Origin of the sequence: Levilactobacillus wangkuiensis, from assembly GCF_016861605.1 — a bacterium.
In the GTDB taxonomy this organism is placed as follows: Bacteria; Bacillota; Bacilli; order Lactobacillales; family Lactobacillaceae; genus Levilactobacillus; species Levilactobacillus wangkuiensis.
Window position 1 is genome coordinate 54,492 of sequence record NZ_BOLM01000002.1, and the last position, 16,702, is coordinate 71,193.

13 protein-coding genes are annotated in these 16,702 nt (G+C 50.4%); 4 read left to right on the forward strand and 9 right to left on the reverse strand.

What is annotated here, in order from left to right:
• The first annotated feature begins 29 nt into the window (after positions 1 to 29).
• The 3 genes from gntK to JUF13_RS01445 all read left to right on the forward strand — a co-directional run bounded on the left by gntK (position 30) and on the right by JUF13_RS01445 (position 5,263).
• A complete protein-coding gene (gntK, locus tag JUF13_RS01435) occupies positions 30 to 1,586 on the forward strand; it encodes a gluconokinase (RefSeq protein WP_125765101.1) in 1,557 nt (518 codons plus the stop codon).
• Between the two features lie 164 nt (positions 1,587 to 1,750).
• Positions 1,751 to 3,109 carry a gluconate:H+ symporter gene (locus JUF13_RS01440; RefSeq protein ID WP_125765102.1) on the forward strand — a complete coding sequence of 453 codons (1,359 nt, stop codon included), beginning with the start codon at positions 1,751 to 1,753 and terminating at the stop codon, positions 3,107 to 3,109.
• Between the two features lie 831 nt (positions 3,110 to 3,940).
• Positions 3,941 to 5,263, forward strand: a complete 1,323-nt coding sequence (locus JUF13_RS01445; RefSeq protein WP_203637414.1) for an APC family permease — start codon at positions 3,941 to 3,943, stop codon at positions 5,261 to 5,263.
• 46 nt (positions 5,264 to 5,309) lie between these two features.
• Here JUF13_RS01445 and JUF13_RS01450 read toward each other — a convergent pair whose 3' ends face one another.
• From JUF13_RS01450 to JUF13_RS01485, 8 genes are all read right to left on the reverse strand, one after another.
• The gene (locus JUF13_RS01450) at positions 5,310 to 6,833 is read right to left on the reverse strand and encodes a gamma-glutamylcysteine synthetase (protein WP_203637415.1); all 1,524 of its coding nucleotides are present in this window, start codon (positions 6,831 to 6,833) and stop codon (positions 5,310 to 5,312) included.
• 934 nt (positions 6,834 to 7,767) lie between these two features.
• Positions 7,768 to 9,066: a pyrimidine-nucleoside phosphorylase gene (locus JUF13_RS01455; protein ID WP_203637416.1), complete on the reverse strand. Its 1,299-nt coding sequence runs from the start codon at positions 9,064 to 9,066 to the stop codon at positions 7,768 to 7,770.
• Between the two features lie 37 nt (positions 9,067 to 9,103).
• Positions 9,104 to 10,060 carry a DNA-binding transcriptional repressor DeoR gene (gene deoR, locus JUF13_RS01460; RefSeq protein WP_125765106.1) on the reverse strand — a complete coding sequence of 319 codons (957 nt, stop codon included), beginning with the start codon at positions 10,058 to 10,060 and terminating at the stop codon, positions 9,104 to 9,106.
• A 419-nt stretch (positions 10,061 to 10,479) separates the two neighbouring features.
• The gene (gene deoD, locus JUF13_RS01465) at positions 10,480 to 11,187 is read right to left on the reverse strand and encodes a purine-nucleoside phosphorylase (protein ID WP_203637417.1); all 708 of its coding nucleotides are present in this window, start codon (positions 11,185 to 11,187) and stop codon (positions 10,480 to 10,482) included.
• 31 nt (positions 11,188 to 11,218) lie between these two features.
• On the reverse strand, positions 11,219 to 12,406 hold the full coding sequence (locus JUF13_RS01470) for a phosphopentomutase (protein ID WP_203637418.1): 1,188 nt from the start codon (positions 12,404 to 12,406) through the stop codon (positions 11,219 to 11,221).
• Between the two features lie 31 nt (positions 12,407 to 12,437).
• On the reverse strand, positions 12,438 to 13,124 hold the full coding sequence (deoC, locus tag JUF13_RS01475) for a deoxyribose-phosphate aldolase (protein ID WP_125765109.1): 687 nt from the start codon (positions 13,122 to 13,124) through the stop codon (positions 12,438 to 12,440).
• A 369-nt stretch (positions 13,125 to 13,493) separates the two neighbouring features.
• Positions 13,494 to 14,345, reverse strand: a complete 852-nt coding sequence (locus JUF13_RS01480; protein WP_203637419.1) for a hypothetical protein — start codon at positions 14,343 to 14,345, stop codon at positions 13,494 to 13,496.
• A 471-nt stretch (positions 14,346 to 14,816) separates the two neighbouring features.
• Positions 14,817 to 15,062: a helix-turn-helix transcriptional regulator gene (locus JUF13_RS01485; RefSeq protein WP_125765111.1), complete on the reverse strand. Its 246-nt coding sequence runs from the start codon at positions 15,060 to 15,062 to the stop codon at positions 14,817 to 14,819.
• Between the two features lie 166 nt (positions 15,063 to 15,228).
• On the opposite strand from JUF13_RS01485, the gene JUF13_RS01490 reads away from it, so the two are divergent.
• Positions 15,229 to 15,591 (forward strand): helix-turn-helix domain-containing protein, encoded by a 363-nt coding sequence (locus JUF13_RS01490; RefSeq protein WP_125765112.1) that lies wholly within the window; start codon positions 15,229 to 15,231, stop codon positions 15,589 to 15,591.
• A 64-nt stretch (positions 15,592 to 15,655) separates the two neighbouring features.
• On the opposite strand, the gene nudC is transcribed toward JUF13_RS01490, so the two are convergent.
• Positions 15,656 to 16,480 carry an NAD(+) diphosphatase gene (nudC, locus tag JUF13_RS01495; RefSeq protein WP_203637420.1) on the reverse strand — a complete coding sequence of 275 codons (825 nt, stop codon included), beginning with the start codon at positions 16,478 to 16,480 and terminating at the stop codon, positions 15,656 to 15,658.
• Positions 16,481 to 16,702 lie beyond the last annotated feature (222 nt).

Below are 16,702 nucleotides of genomic sequence, written 5' to 3' on the forward strand. Positions count from 1 at the left end.
TTAATTAGCGACACGAAAGGAAGAGCTCTATGGACTACATGATTGGGGTCGATATTGGTACGACCAGTGTCAAGACCGTATTATATGATACTGCGGGTAAGATGCAAGGTTATTCAAACAACCTGTATCCCCTCTATCAAGATGTGCCCGATATGGCTGAAGAAGATCCAGATGAGATCTTCTCTGCGATGATCGATGGGTTAACCACTGTTATGCGGAAGGCAGATTTGAAGGATGGCAAGTTACAAGGTGTCTCCTTCTCCGCTGCTATGCACAGTCTGATTCTCTTAGATGAAGACCACAAGCCGCTGACTCGGGCAATTACCTGGGCTGATAACCGGGCAGTTAAGTATGCAGATGAATTACGCGAAAACGGTGTGGGTAAGCAACTTTACGAAAAGACCGGGACGCCAATTCACCCTATGACACCGCTCAGTAAATTAATTTGGTTGCGCAATGACCAACCGGACTTGTTTAACCAAGCCCGTTGGTTCGTCGGTATCAAGGAATACGTCTTATACAAGTTATTCGGCGTGCTCCAAGAAGACTACTCTATTGCCAATGCCACTGGTCTCTTTAACATCTTTAAGATGGACTGGGACGACCAAGCCTTGGAAGTTGCTGGGATTACCCGTGACCAATTACCTAAATTGGTCGACACAACTGACCAAATCACTGGCATGAAAGCTGATTACGCTGGTGTTATTGGTATGGACCCACAAACTCCCTTTATCATGGGTGCTTCCGATGGTCCCCTCGCCAACTTAGGCGTTAACGCCATCAAGCCTGGTGTTGTGGCTGTTACCATCGGGACGTCCGGTGCCGTTCGGGTCGTCACTGATAAGCCGAAGATTGACCCTAAGGGCCGGGTCTTCTGCTACTACCTTTCTAAGGATCACTGGGTTGTCGGTGGACCAGTCAACAACGGGGGGATTGTCTTCCGTTGGGTCCGTGACCAACTCTTTGCTCCAGAAAAGTTGACCGCTGAACAAATGCACGTTGACTCCTACGATCTCTTAACTGAAATCGCATCGAAGGTCCCTGCTGGTTCCGATGGTCTGATTTTCCATCCATTCTTGGGTGGCGAACGGGCCCCTATCTGGGACGCTAACGCACGTGGCTCCTTCTTCGGTTTAACACGGACCCACTCACGGGCTCACATGGTTCGGGCAGCCCTCGAAGGGATTGTCTACAACCTGTACACCGTGATGTTGGCCCTCGAAGAAGTTGTTGGCAAGCCATCTAGCATTCAAGCTACTGGTGGTTTCGCCCGTTCAGCTCTCTGGCGGCAAATGCTCGCTGATATTTTTGAACAAGACGTTACCATCCCAGAAAGTCCTGAAGGGACTGCCCTGGGTGCCGCAACGCTTGGGATGTATGCCTTAGGAATGATCGATGACCTCTCCGCTGTGAAGAACTTCATCGGTGTTTCTAACGTGCACCACCCTAACCCAGAAACGTATGACGCTTACCGGGCCTTGGTTCCGATTTACATTCGCCTTAGTCGGCAATTACAATCAGAATACAAGAATATCGCTGAGTACCAACGGACTCACGTTCACCAACAAGACACCAAGAAAAAGTAATTGGTCTAGTCTTTTCAGAAAACTAGCCAACGAAATTTAAATTTTTGAAACTTTATGGTATACAAATTGGGTTTTATAACGTACAATGTGTGTACTTACATTGAAAAGCCAACGGATCATGCGTTGGCTTTTCAAAATTCAATCAATGAAAGGGCTTACTTCCTATGGAACTACTAGCTTTGCTTATCGGGGTCATCTTCTTATTGGTCCTCATTATTCGTTTCAAGATCAACACCTTTGTTTCCCTGATTTTAACTTCTGTCTTAACAGCCATTCTGTTAGGCATGAACCTCACGACAATCGCCACGACGATTGAATCCGGGATTGGGAGCCAACTTGGCGAACTCTCCTTGGTCTTTGGTTTCGGGGCCATGCTGGGTCGGTTAGTTGCCGACGCCGGTGGGGCTTACGTGATTGCCACGACACTGATTGACAAATTCGGTAAGAAGCGCCTCCAATTAGCTATTATGCTTGCTTCATTTATTTTAGGTATCGCGCTATTCTTCGAAGTTGGGATGGTTCTGTTAATTCCTATCGTCTTTGCCATTGCCGTTGAAGCTGATGTGCCAATCCTTTACTTAGGGATTTCCATGGCAGCCGCTTTGTCCGTTACCCACGGGTTCTTACCTCCTCACCCAGCACCAGTTGCCATTGCGCAAGTCTTGGGTGCCAATGATGGTAAGGTCCTCCTGTTCGGTTTAGTTGTTGCGATTCCTGCAGCCGTTATTGCCGGGCCAATGTTCACCAAGTTAGCTCAGAAATTTGCACCAGAAGCCTTTGCTCGTAAAGGGAACTTGTCTTCCTTGGGTGAAGTTAAGACCTTCAAACCTTCCGAAGCACCTAGCTTTGGTCTGTCCGTTCTGACTTCCCTCTTCCCAGTTATCCTGATGGCCATCACGACCATCTACAAGATGACGGTCGATGGTGGGGCAACCCCCACCAAGAACGCCTCCATGTTGGACCAAATCGTTGCCTTGATTGGTGACCCAGCCATCGCGATGTTAATTTCTCTGATGGTTGCAATGTTCACCATGGGCTGGGGTCGGAAACGTAAGACCTCAGACATCATGGCAACCTTGGAAAACGCTGTTAAGTCCATCGCTATGCTGCTGTTAGTTATCGGTGGTGGTGGGGCCTTCAAGCAAGTCCTCATCGACGGTGGTGTTGGTAAAGAAGTTGCCAAACTCTTCATCGACTCTAACATGTCCCCACTGATCTTAGGTTGGTTAGTCGCCGTTGTCCTCCGTGTGGCTTTAGGTTCCGCGACGGTTTCTGCTTTGACCGCCGCTGGTATCGTTGCCCCATTGATGGCCCAATCCGGTGTTGACCCTGCCCTCATGGTTCTGGCCATTGGTGCTGGTTCCTTAGCTGCTTCTCACGTGAACGATGCCGGGTTCTGGATGTTCCGTGAATACTTCGATTTGACTGTTAAGCAAACGCTGAGCATTTGGACCGTGCTGGAAACTGTGATTTCCATCGTGGGTATCCTGATTGTTCTGTTGCTGAATATGGCGTTCCACTAGAATTTTTCTGACAATTAATTCGAGCGTCACTTGGTCCGCTGCCCCCTGGGGTGGCGGACCTTTTTGTCTGGGCTAAAGCATTCGCCTCCGGGATGGTGAAAATATACCGGAACGCGGTGGGCGCCGTCTGGAGCCAAAGTACGGTCTCCAGACTTACTTTGAGCCGCTGAGAACCGCGTCTCAAAGATAGCAGTTGCCTAAGCGGTAAAACCGCTAAGGCAACTCCCACTGCTGAGTATATTTTCACCATCCCTGCGGCTGACACGCGTTTAGCCCGGACAAATAGTATTGGTGTTCGGTTATTTTCTACTAGTTCAAATATGAATGTAACCCAACAAGATTTATATGACAGTTAAATTAAGCCTGAGGAGCGGTCTCAAAGGTTGTCCCGTGGGCTAGGCTGAGAAAAAACCTCAGCCAAGACCACCAACACAGCTGGGCACCTTGGCGCACCTCTGGTCACTACTATAACAGGTGGATTTTCACCATCCCTGCGGCTGACACGTGTTTAGCCCCGTACAAACGGTGTTGTGGCTGGGTAACGTGTTGCACTCACCTGAAGCCTGGCCCACTTGCTTTCAACATGACTGCAAAAAACTCAACCCTAGCCCAAAACATATCCGCCTAATCATGTTGCTCATCACAACGACTTATCCCTTAAATATTCCCATAAAAGTATAACTGCTTAAATACCCCCTCCCTGCTCGTCTAATCGCTTTCTCACCGTCGTGACATCCTTTCACATATCTCTGCTTCAACTGCACACAACGCTAAATTTAAGTGCTATAATGGTAAAATCAGTCATTTGAGAGAAGAGAGGAGTCTAAGACTTTGGCAAAAGAACTACGTCGAGAAATCGGCACGTTTACTGCCCTGGCAACCGTGATGGGAACCGTGATCGGTGGTGGGGTATTCTTCAAGACCGCTAGCGTGGTGGCTGCCAACCACTCCGCTAACATGACGCTGGCTGCTTGGATTTTGGGTGGGATTTTGACCATCTGCGCGGGCCTGACGAGTGCCGAACTCGCTGCCGCAATTCCCCGCACCGGGGGCGCCATGCGTTACCTGGAGTACGCCTACGGCAAGCCCGTGGGTTTCTTAATGGGTTGGGCGCAGCTATTGGTCTATTACCCGGCAAACATCGCGGCCCTCTCGATTATTTTTGGGACGCAATGGGTCGCCCTATTTCATCTGAGTAGCGCCTGGCAGTTACCGGTCGCCATTCTGTGTGGTCTGAGCATCACTGGCTTAAACTTTTTAGGCGCTAAGGTCGGCGGGTCCGTTCAGTCGATTGCCCTAATTTTTAAATTGATTCCTATTATCGTCATCGTCGGGATTGGCCTGTTTGCGCCGGCCAATGCCACGATTCACCTCTGGCCAATTACCACCGGTGACCACCTCAACTGGGGCAGCGCCTTCAGCTCCAGCCTGTTGGCGACGATGTTTGCCTATGACGGCTGGATCAGCATTGGGAACATCGCCGGAGAAATGAAGCATCCCGAGCGCGACCTGCCCCGGGCCATCATCATTGGCCTAGCCGGTATCACCCTAATCTATACGCTGGTCAACCTGGTGTTCTTAAAGACGTTGCCCATCGATCTGATTGCGGGTAATCAAAACGCTGCGGCCGATGCATCCATGAAACTGTTCGGCCAATTTGGCGGCAAGCTGGTCACGATTGGCATCTTGATTTCCGTCTACGGCGCCATCAACGGCTACACGCTGACGGGGATGCGAGTACCCTTCGCCATGGCCGAAGAGGACAGCCTGCCCTTTTCTAAATACTTCCGCCAGCTGTCTCGCCGGACTTATGTGCCCTACTTTGCGGGGAGCGTGCAGTTCGTCATTGCCCTAGTGATGATGTTCATGGGAAGCTTTGATCTCTTAACGGATATGCTGGTGTTCGTGATGTGGGTCTTCAACTGCCTCATCTTCATCGCCGTCTTCAAGTTACGACGGACGGAACCTGAGCTCAACCGGCCTTACCGGGTCCCAGGTTATCCCGTGATTCCGTTGATTGCGCTGGTAGGTGGGATCTTCATCCTGGCAACCACGCTGATCACCGAAACAGGCCTCGCCGTCACCGGGCTGCTCCTCACCCTGATTGGCCTGCCAATTTACTTCTGGCACCAACGCCATCAAACCACTAATTAAACAAAATGGCTCACGCAAGCGCTAAACTTGTGTGAGCCATTTTTCGTTAGTTTTCGTAATGTAAGGGCGCTGGTAACGCCGGTAAATCAGGGAACAGTTGTCGCAAGCGGGCGTCGGCATCGGGCACGCGGGTGTCGCGGTCCTCCAACACCTGGGTGATGCCATCGAAGGTAAACATCAGGAGGTCGGCGCCGTTCTCGTCCCGTACCTGGTAGAAGCGGATGCCGGCTTGTAAGGCGGTCATCACAAATCGTTGCGCGTGATCAGAGAGTTGCTGAAGCTGTGGCAACAAGGCTGGCGTGTTGATACGGTCGTGATACCATTTTCGTGCCACGGCCTGCCCAAATTTCATCAGGCTACCATTCTCCACGTGGGTCAACAACTTCGCTGCCGGCGTTAACTCGGGATGCGTCAGGACTTCCTCCAGGTCGTCGATGATGTCCCACTGCTCAATGTGCGTCTGTAGGGACTGGGCCATCTCCCGCATTTCATGGAAGATCTGCTCCCCCTCCAGCTGATACTGCGTGGCCGTCAGGGGATTCTCCAACGCGACCGTCTGATTCTTGGTCCGCGCGGCCGTCAGCGTTTCTGCTAGATTTTCCGGCTCCGGTTGAGTCAGCAGGTACAGCATGAAAATTTTCAGGAAGTACATGGCGTGGCGACTGACCCCGTTGGGTGTGAACGGCGTGTTGTCAAAGTCTCTGAGTTCCAGGTATTGGATGCCCCCGGTCAGGAAGTCACGCGCGTTGGCCCGTCCCTTGAGCCGCACCGGCCCGTAAAATTCGTGGGCTGAGAAATAGGTTCCCTCGTCGATACGGTCCTGAAGCTGCGTTAAATGCGCCGTCAGTGAGGCATAGGTCACCTGTTCTTGTGGAAAATTGACGAAACCGTAAGGACTGTTACGAATACTACGCACGGGTTCCTGTAGATCCGCCGGCACAGTCTCGAAGAAGCCCTTCTCCGCGATGGGACTGGCCCCGAACAGGTACGTCAACAACCACTGGTAGCGCACAAAGTTTTGGGCCACCCGGAAGTACAAGGCATTTTTAAAGGCAACCAGCGAACTAAATTCGGTGGTGTAATGACTATACAGCCGATGAATGACGGGGTCCGGCAAGCTGTAGTTGACGTGCACGCCGGTCAGACAGCCGTGCTGCAGGCCGTACTTCTTGACCAAATACTCCCGGTATGGGCGAATCGCTGGCCGGTCAAAATGGTCCGCAATAAACTGCAGATCCGTGTCGTCTACCACTGGTGGCATGCTCAGCGGCCAGATGCGGTCGTCGCCCTCCAGTGAGCGGTACGCCACCGTTTGTAACGTATCGAGTTGGTCCAACGTTCCCCCAATATTGGGGTTGGGGTCGGTAATGACCTCCAACTGACTTTCGGTGAAGTCCGTTTGAAAATACGGATGGAAAGTCCGGGACCCAAGTTGGCTGGGGTGTGGGCGGCGGCTCAACCGGCCATGCTGGTCGATTCGCTGCTCTTCAATCTCTAGCCCCACTAGACTGTGATAAAGCTGTTCTGATAAGTTTTCTTCGCGAATAACTGCTAATAGGTTGTCCAGCATGGCGGTAACATCCCCTAACCTTAAGATGACTGATTTAACCTAAAGTGTAAACAAAAAAGGGGCCCGTGTCACTGATATTGGCTAACTTTTTTCAAAAAAATTTAGTGAGTAACCCATCCACCGGGCTGATGAAAATACGTGTTGTCCTTTCGTTCCCGGCGGTGGGCTCAAGGAGCCCTGCTGTGGGGCCGGTTCCAGCCTGTGGGGCGGGCTTCCACCTCAACTTTGAGCCTGGGGGACGGTCTCAAAGGTTGTCCCATGCTCTAAACTGAGAAAACCACTCAGTTAAGACCATCGACACAGCTGTGAAACGGAAAGCCACAATCATTCCACAATTATTCGCGTAAAGAATCGACACTAATTCAACCACGGCCGTCAGTACCTGAATCATCGCCCACCAGCCACGACGACCCTTACCAGCCGGCTCTTTTAGCCGTTGTTAGCGACCAGAGGCGATTCAAGGTGACCTGCTGTGTCGATGGCGTTAGCTGAGGTTCCTCACTCAGCTTAGGCCATAGGGCGAGCTTTGAGACCGCCCCTCAGGCTCAAACCGCGTTCCCCACAATCACTCAAGCAAAGAACCGATACTAGCCCAAGGACGTCAGTACCCACACATCAACCTCCACCAGCCACGGCACCCCTTGCCAGCCGGCTCTTTCAGCCGTTGTTAGCGACCAGAGGCGGTTTCGCGGACGCAGCTGTGTCGGTGGTGTTAGACCGAGTGCTTTTCTCGGCCTTACACCACGGGACGACCTGGGAAACTCGCGCCCCTTGGCGAGGTTTCTAGGCGAGACGGAGGACCGCATCTCAGGCCGCAGTCGTTCCCCACAGCAGCGGTAGCGAAGACCGCCGCCGGGAGCGGACCCCAACGACAAAAAAGAGCCAGCCGGCAAGGAACGCCGACTGGCTCGTAGGAGATGAAGCGCGGTTCTGACTACCGAACCGTTTCGTGAATCAGCGTAATTGGTTCCGCTGAATCGCTAATTTCAATGTTCTTGTAAAGCATGTCCTTGATGTCATCAACATCTTCACGGTTACTGTAGATGGTCAAGAGCGTGTCACCAGTCTTAACGGCGTCACCGATCTTCTTGTTCATCATGAGTCCAACCGCGTAGTCCAGCTTGTCGTCAGCCTTTTGCCGGCCACCACCGAGTAACATCCCGGCGATACCCATTTCATCGGCTTCAACCTTGCTGACAACCCCGTCAGACTTGGCTGGCAAGTCAATCTTGTATTTGGCTTGTGGCATAATTTCTGGGTGTTCGATGACACTCCGGTCGCCGCCTTGGGCTTCGATCATGTCGCCGAACTTCTTCAATGCGGAGCCGTCTTCAATGGTCTTTTCACACATGGCCCGGGCCGTCTTCAAGTCGTCAGCCTTTCCAGACATGACAACCATGTGAGAGCCTAACGTCAAGACTAAGTCGGTAATGTCGGCTGGTGCTTGCCCCTTTAAGAGGTCGATGGATTCCTTGATTTCCAAGGCATTCCCAATGGCGTTCCCCAAAGGTTGATTCATATCGGAAATGATGGCCATGCAGTTCATGCCGACCCCTTTACCGATACCCACTAAGGCTTTGGCCAATTCACGTGAGTCGTCCAAGGTCTTCATGAAGGCACCCGCACCGGTCTTAACGTCGATAACTAAGGCGTCGGTCCCAGAAGCAATCTTCTTGCTCATGATGGAACTAGCAATCAACGGAATGGAGTCAACCGTGTCGGTGACGTCCCGCAGTGCATAGATCTTCTTGTCAGCGGGGGCAATGTTTCCAGTAGCCCCAACGATGGCCAAGCCTTGATCCTTCACTTGCTTCTTAAATTCATCTTCACTGATTTCAACTTTGTATCCTGGAATCGCTTCCAATTTATCCAAAGTGCCACCCGTGTGACCCAGGCCACGGCCAGAGATCATGGGTACGGGAATGCCCAATGCGGCAACGATTGGGGCCAATGGAATACTGGTCTTGTCACCCACACCACCGGTCGAGTGCTTGTCGACTTTAATGCCAGGGATGCTGGATAAGTCCAAATGGTCCCCAGACTTCATCATGGCCATGGTCAGCTCTGAGCGTTCAGCATCGGTCATGTCGTTGAAGTACGTTGCCATCAAGAAGGCACTGGTTTGGTAATCTGGAATTTCACCGGAAACTACCCCATCAACGAAGGTTTGGATTTCTTCCTTAGTTAATTCGCCACCGTTACGTTTCTTATCAATAATATCTACCATTCTCATGTTTCAGCCACTCCATTTCTAATTGGGATAAACGTCGTTACTGTTTCGGCGTGTCCTTAAGTAGTTGTGCTGCTGCGTGTTGATCAATAATGAGGCAATTCGGGTAACCGCCCAGTAAGGCTGCTTTCACGGCGGGAACTTTGGCATCCCCTGCCGCCACCAGAATTGAGTGTTCCTTTTGCTTTAAGCTTTCTAAATTAATGCCGATGGTCCGTTCATTCAGCTGTGGATTAACGATTTCACCATTTTCATCAATGTAGCGCGAGAAGATATCCCCCACCGCATGGGCCTGTAAGGATTCCTTTTCAGGTTCCTGCAGGTACCCCAGCTGAAAGACCAACGCATTGTTGCGGACCGTCCCGACAGAATAAATCGCGATATTGGCTTTCTCGCCCAACTCAAGCAGATACTGAATGTGCCGTTCCTTCTCCACCAATTCCTTAGTTTGTTGGTGGTCGAAGATGACGGGCAGTGGTAAGTACTGCGGCACCGCGTGAAAAGCATTGGCAAAGGCGTCGATGCTTTCGTAAGCGTAGGTGTGCTCAGTGGAGTAACTCACACTCCCCTTAAGTTGAATGACCTCTACCCCAGTCAGGGTATCGGGTTGTAAATTGGAGCCAATGGCGTAGATGGTCTTGCCCCAGCCAATCCCAATGACATCATGTTCTTGCACAATGTCTTCGAGATAGCGAGCGGCGTACGACCCGACCGCATTTAAAATGTCACCAGTTGCGGTCAACTGCGTGGGCACCACGTGAACCTCCACGTGATAGGCCGCACCTAACGCATCTTCCAGCGTCTGCACGTCCTGCACGGGGTCCACAATTTGAATCCGCACTAAGCCTTGTTCTCTAGCAAACTGAAGGAGCCGGGAAACCGTCGGCCGGGAAATCCCCAACTGTTGGGCAATCTGACTTTGACTCTGATCAGCTTGGTAATACATCTTGGCAACGGTTAGTCCTTGGGCCAAGCGCTGTTCGGTCGTCTCTGCCATTCCCGTTTCCTCCCCATTATTGGTTATTTATTTTCTTTGGTGCGACGAATAGTGAAAACACGACGATGTGGTCGTTCCCGCCGGTGGGTTCAAGGTGCCCCACCTCTGGTCACTAACAACGACGTTACCATTTTCACTTTCGTAGCCAAATACCTACCGTCTAATTCACAGTCATGCCATAAGCCATTGGCTGTTGGCTGTCTGTGTACCAGGCGCTCTGTTCCTATCAGCCGCCGGTTCCAAGCGCCACGGTCCCGGCACTGATACTTTTCGCTAACTATCCAAAGAGTGTTTCACCCTTGGCCTACTCAAACTATCTTCACCAGGGTAGTCCTAACAGTCACTTAGCTATTCACCCTCTGGTTCATTATCCGATAGAAAAGGCGGGTGCGTCTCTTTAGTCCGCACCCGCCACTTCATTACGCTTTAACGGCTGTGTCTAAAGCAACCTTGATCATATCGTTGAAGGACTTTTCCCGTTCTTCTGGCGTCGTTGATTCACCGGTAATCAAGTGGTTACTGATGGTCAAGACAGAAAGTGCGCGAACGTGGTACTTCGCAGCTAACAGGAAGAGCGCCGTTGATTCCATTTCAGTGGCAATCACACCGTAATCAATCAGCTTTTGCCGATCCATTTCGTCGTTGTAGAACCGATCTTCGGCCAAGATGTTCCCCACCCGAACTGGGATCTTCAAGTCTTGGGCCACGTGGTAAGCGGTGTCCAACAGACCGAAATCACTGATTGGGGTGTAGTACATGCCTGGACCAAAGGTGTTTTGGATAATGGAAGAATCCGTTGAAGCGGATTGGGCCAAGACCACGTCGCGAACGTGAACGTCTGGGCTCATCCCACCGGAAGTCCCTACCCGGAACAACGTCTTTACGCCGTATTCACTAATCAGTTCGTTGGCGTAAATGGAGATTGAAGGAATCCCCATCCCAGTGCCTTGCACGGAGATGCGCTTGCCCTTGTAAGTCCCGGTGTAGCCGAAGCAGTTCCGGACCTTATTGTAGCAAACTGGGTTTTCTAAGAAGGTTTCAGCAATGTACTTTGCCCGTAATGGGTCACCGGGAAGTAAAACAGTGTCAGCAATGTCGCCCTTTTTAGCTTCAATATGGTTACTCATGATTAGTTCCTCCTAAAATGGTTGTGGTTACCTATTTCAAGTCTGCCAAGAAACTGTGGCCTTCATCGTTGCCAGCCACGCCAAAGTTATCCAAGACCGTTGCTCCAAAGTCAGAGAACGGTGAACGAACGCCTAAGCTCCCACCTTGCTTGATGCTTGGTGAGTAAACCAGCAATGGCACTTGTTCACGGGTGTGATCGGAGCCTGTAAAGGTTGGGTCGTTCCCGTGGTCAGCGGTGATCATCAGCAGGTCATCGTCATGCATGTTGTCTAAGACTGTGCCGAGGCGCTTGTCAAAGTCCATCAATGCTTGCCCATAACCTTCTGGGTTGCGCCGGTGGCCATACATGGCATCGAAATCAACTAAGTTAATGAAGCAGAAACCGGTAAAGTCTTCTGCCATGACGTGGTCGACGTGGTCCATCCCGTCCATGTTGCTTTCGTTATGGTAGCCTTCGTCGATCCCATGACCGGAGAAGATATCGTTGGTCTTCCCAACGGCAACGACGTGGACACCCGCTTTTTGTAAGCGGTCCAGGTCAGTTTCGCCGGTTGGTTCCAACGTGAAGTCACGCCGGTTAGCGGTCCGGGTAAAGTGGTCCTTGTCAGGGCCAACGTATGGCCGAGCAATGATCCGGCCGACTAAGTATTCTGGGCCGTTGACCAATGAACGCGCGTACTCACAAATCTTGTAGAGTTCTGCCAAAGGAATGACATCTTCATGCGCAGCAATTTGCAAAACGGAGTCGCCAGAGGTGTAGACGATCAGGTCGCCCTTCGCCATCTGTTGTTCCCCTAATTCAGCAATGATCTTGGTTCCGGATTCTGGCCGGTTACCAATGACTTTACGGCCAGAGAACGCTTCCAATTTGTCGATGATGTCGGCTGGGAAGCCGTTAGGGAACGTGCTCAGTGCTTTACGAACTGGCAAGCCCATCATTTCCCAGTGACCATCCATGGAATCCTTACCGGCTGAGATTTCGCGCATCTTACCGTAGTAGGCCTTAGGATTATCCGCAACGGGAACCCCTTCGATTGGGGTGTCACGCAAGTTAGATAAACCAATCTTAGCCATGTTTGGTAGGGATAATTTACCGGCAAAATGCTGGCCGATGTGGCCCAGCGTATCTGCGCCTTCATCGCCATATTTAGCGGCATCGGGAGCGGCCCCGGCACCAACTGAGTCAATTACTAAGCCAAAAATACGTTTGTACTTCATACCTTATTTACCCGCTTTCACAAATTTAATTCTAGTAACCGGACTTTTCGGCTGGTGCACCAGTCAAGATAGCAACCGTGGCACTGACACCTAAACGGCTAGCACCGGCATCGATCATTTCAACGGCTTCATCCCAGCTGTGAACACCACCAGAAGCCTTAACGCCTAGGCGGTCGCCAACAGTTTCACGCATCAATTTAACGTCTTCAACCTTGGCACCGGCAGTTGAGAAACCAGTTGAGGTCTTCACGAAGTCTGCGCCGGCCTTTTCGCTTAACTTGCAACCCAGAACGATTTCGTCTTTGGATAACAGGCAAGTTTCCAAGATAACTTTCAAAATCTTACCCTTGGCGTGAACAGCGTCGGCCAATGACTTGATGTCAGCTTCAACAACATCATTGTTACCAGACTTTAATTCACCAATGTTGATCACCATGTCGATTTCTTCGGCGCCGTCATCGATAGCCTTTTGCGCTTCGAAGACTTCGCTATCAGTTGCCATGGCCCCGAGTGGGAAGCCAACAACGGCGATTGGGTTAACGTCGCTGTCCTTCAATTGCTCAGCAACGAACGGAATCCAGTAAGAGTTTACGCAGACGGAAGCCGTGTCAAATTTCTTTGCTTCGTCACAAGTTTCTTTGATGCTGTCTTTAGTTGCATCTGCCTTTAAGTTAGTGTGGTCAATGTATTTTGCTAATTGTGCTTTCGTTAATGTCATTATATGAAACCCCTTTCATTTATCACCAATAGCATACCCAATTCCTGCACATTTGTAAACCCCTGAATTGAACCGCTGTTCAAAAGCGTGCACCTTTGTGCATAATCAGGCAAGAAAAGTTTCACTTTCCGGGTTTACCGTTTTACTTAATTGAAGCCCGTTCTGATAACGTTTTCATTTTCGCTTGTGAAATTAATTAGTTCATGGGACGGACGTTAAAGCCCCTCATTTTGTTAGAAAAAATTTTTTCAAAAAAATCGGCTGGATTAAAAATCCAGTCGATTTCTGGGTGAATTTGGTCTTCAAGTACGAATTTGTTGTCAAGAGTTCCTAGCAGTCGTCAGCCAGTTTCTCTCAGGCAGCAGCGAACTAGTCTGGCATGTTGTCCCGAATCTTCTGACCAACTTCTGTGTTGGTGGGGCAGAACAACGCATGCTTCTCACTAACATAGTAGGTATCCCACTTGTCCGTAATGGCCTTATAGGTTGCCGGCGTGAAGTCGCTCTTCATGATGCTGACCTGCATGGGCACTGAAAATAGACTTTGCGTGACGTAAGGAAAGCCGTCTTCATCGTAAGGTACATCATCAACGTAATAGAACGTTAAACCGTTGACCTCGCCCTTTAGATCTGGCAGACTTAGCCAGTCATTCCAGGACACATGTTTGGTGTCTTTGATGTAGAGTTTAGCGTTGTTGGTGGCAGTCGGCATAGTCTTGTTTGCTTGCGTCTGACTACCCGTGGTCTTGGTGGTCGCGGTTGGTTTAGCTGTCTTGGCAGGTGTCGAGGTCGTTGACGTTGTGGTTGAAGACGTTGTTGGCGTCGTTAGCTGACTGTTGATTGTAGAACTACTCTTGGTTCGTTTCTTCGTTCGAAAACCAGTTAAGTATTTTTCATTGACCCAAACGCCCTTACCCTTATAGGTGACATAGTCGTACTCATACCGCAGACCACCTAGTGAAATAGCTTTAACCTGATGAACTACCTTGTTCTTCATGGTGCCTAAGCGATACGCCCGCTTCAAGCGGTAGCGGTTATGTTTAACTTTATGTAGGGTGTACGCGTAGTGCTTGTACCCCGACTTGCGAAAATGAAATGAGCTAGCCGCTCGCGCATGCATCCACAACATCGGATGACTCTTGGCAGCGTGCGCCGTCTGTGGCACCAGGCCACCCCCGATTAACCCGCCGAAAACTAACAATCCCACAATACTCTTCTTCATCTGTTCCATCCCCTACTGGCCACAACTGTAGCCAATTTGTGGGCGCTTTTCACCACATTCCAGCAAGTGGACAACGCACCTAACCTTCTCAGTCTAGCCACAGTATCACTGTTTGTCAATAATCATTGGGATAAATGGTTCAGGGACGGCTAATTTTACGGCACCTAAGCATTAAAGTAGCTTTCTCCGTATAAATCAGCTATCATCACATCAACACCAAGTTAATCAGTCACTCATTAGTTCCAGCATTAAGTTGGTGATCACATTGTTCATCCCTGTCAGCTACATACTCCTTAATCCTGGTGAAAGGAGGATAACCCTACGCAATAATATTTGGTCATCAATCATCAGCCACCAAAAAAGTTTACTACCGCAAAAAATCGCCAGGGTTACCCCTCGCGATAATTAATTAAGCCTGTTTGATTGACCGGATCAGCCCGGTGACTCCCCCCTGAATAAATGACCCTTAACTTATCCTTTGGCCGCACGTTGTCGGATTGTTTGAATAAATTCAGCCTTCTTGCCAAAGAACAGATAGTTTTTGGGAATCTGGTAAAGTTGGGACAAACGTTCAATGGTTTTAATTCCCAAGTTTGAGCTATCTCGTTCCCAAGCAGCCAACGTTTGGTAATGGATACCTAGACAGGCCGCCGCCTCTTTTTGTGAATATCCCGCATTGTGGCGTGCAGCCTCTAGTGTAATTTGCAGCTTATCCATCACGGAATCCTCCTTACAATCACTTCCACATATTAAACGAGTTTATTCGTTTTGTCAATTATTGATTGATAGGAGTTTCTTGTTTGCTTGTCTAGTCACAATTCGTTATAATGACGATAATAAGTGAAATTTAACCTTAGTATTAATTTTAAAAGGAGTGAACGTAGTGCCCCGCCATGAATTATCTCCATTTGAACGCAATATTCGGCGGATTATTGCCCAAAACCTCAAAGCAGCTAGTCGGGACATGACCCAGGCCGAACTGGCAGAAAAAACGGACATTCCGACCTCGACGCTTTCGGGCTACTTTGCCCAACGTTCTACCCCCAGCCCTGGCAACGTTCAGCGACTGGCAGATGCATTAGGCGTACATAAATCCGCAATTGATCCCCGTTATGGTGACGACCTGCTAGAGAACGATGTCTGTTTTGAAGCCATCTTCTCGCAGCTGTCCCCCGAACGTCAAAAAGCCGTCTTAACTTTCGCCCAGCAACAATTAAGGGCCCAATTGGACCACTCATCTAAGTAACGGTTTGGTTAAAACAGCCCCGGCAGATTACTCGCCAGGGCTGCTTTTTCGTTTCGACTAATGCTTACACGCGACCATCACGGAAGGCTTTGCGCATCTCCCAGGCCAAAATAAACTTGGCCCCATCGGTCGGCATCTCATCCCGACGGAACCACTGGGCCTGGGCCAACTCATCGCGCTCCAAGTCGATGGCCACATCTTCGTCAAGTTCGGCGAAGAAGACAACCAGTAGCGACTCGGAGAACGCCCACGGTTGACTGCCAAAGTAACGCAGATTGTGGACGTGCAATCCAACCTCCTCTTGAACCTCACGGCGAACGGCGTCTTCTAGCGTCTCACCAATTTCAGCAAATCCCGAAATCAAGGTGTAGGGCGCATAGCCCGAAGCGTACTTGGTCAGTAGAATCTGATCCCCCTTGGTCACGCCCACGACCACCACTGGGGAGATCCGCGGAAAGACCTGGTAGCCACAGTGCCCACAGGTCAGCGCACGTTGCTGCTCGTCCGGTCGCATGGCATGCCCACAACGCCCGCAGAACCGATTGGTTTCATACCACCAGGCTAGATGCGCCGCGGTCGCACCAGCGAAGCCCAGCCAAACCGGTTCAACCTTCTGAAACCTATTGATTGGCTGATACTGATACTCAGCCGTTGTGACGACACGTTGCGTAACCAGGTAGAATCCCGTCTCATCGACGCTGAACAAATAAGTCATCTGCGTCGGTGAAAGCTGCCACTGGCGGACGGCCTCGCGGTAGTTTGGCAGCCGCTGCTCGTGGGCGAGGATAACTTGTCGATTGTCATAGATCACAACGTAATCGCTATCCCGGGGCGCGCGCCGTTGCTCATAGTGATTGTCAAAAACCTTGGGACTAATATCTTGGAACATCTTTTCCCCAACTTTCTCATTGCCAAGTACCTATCATCGATGTGTCTCAATCAGCATTTATTTTACGCGTCTGTTTCAATTTTACAATAGTCAAAAATAGTGAATTACATTTGTTCAAGAAGCCTGTTGACTCCCCCGCAAAAAAACGCCAAAATAACGATTTTCCCTTTAATTGACCTAAGTCCCCAACCGAGCAAAAGACAGCCCCCAAAACGGTTAATA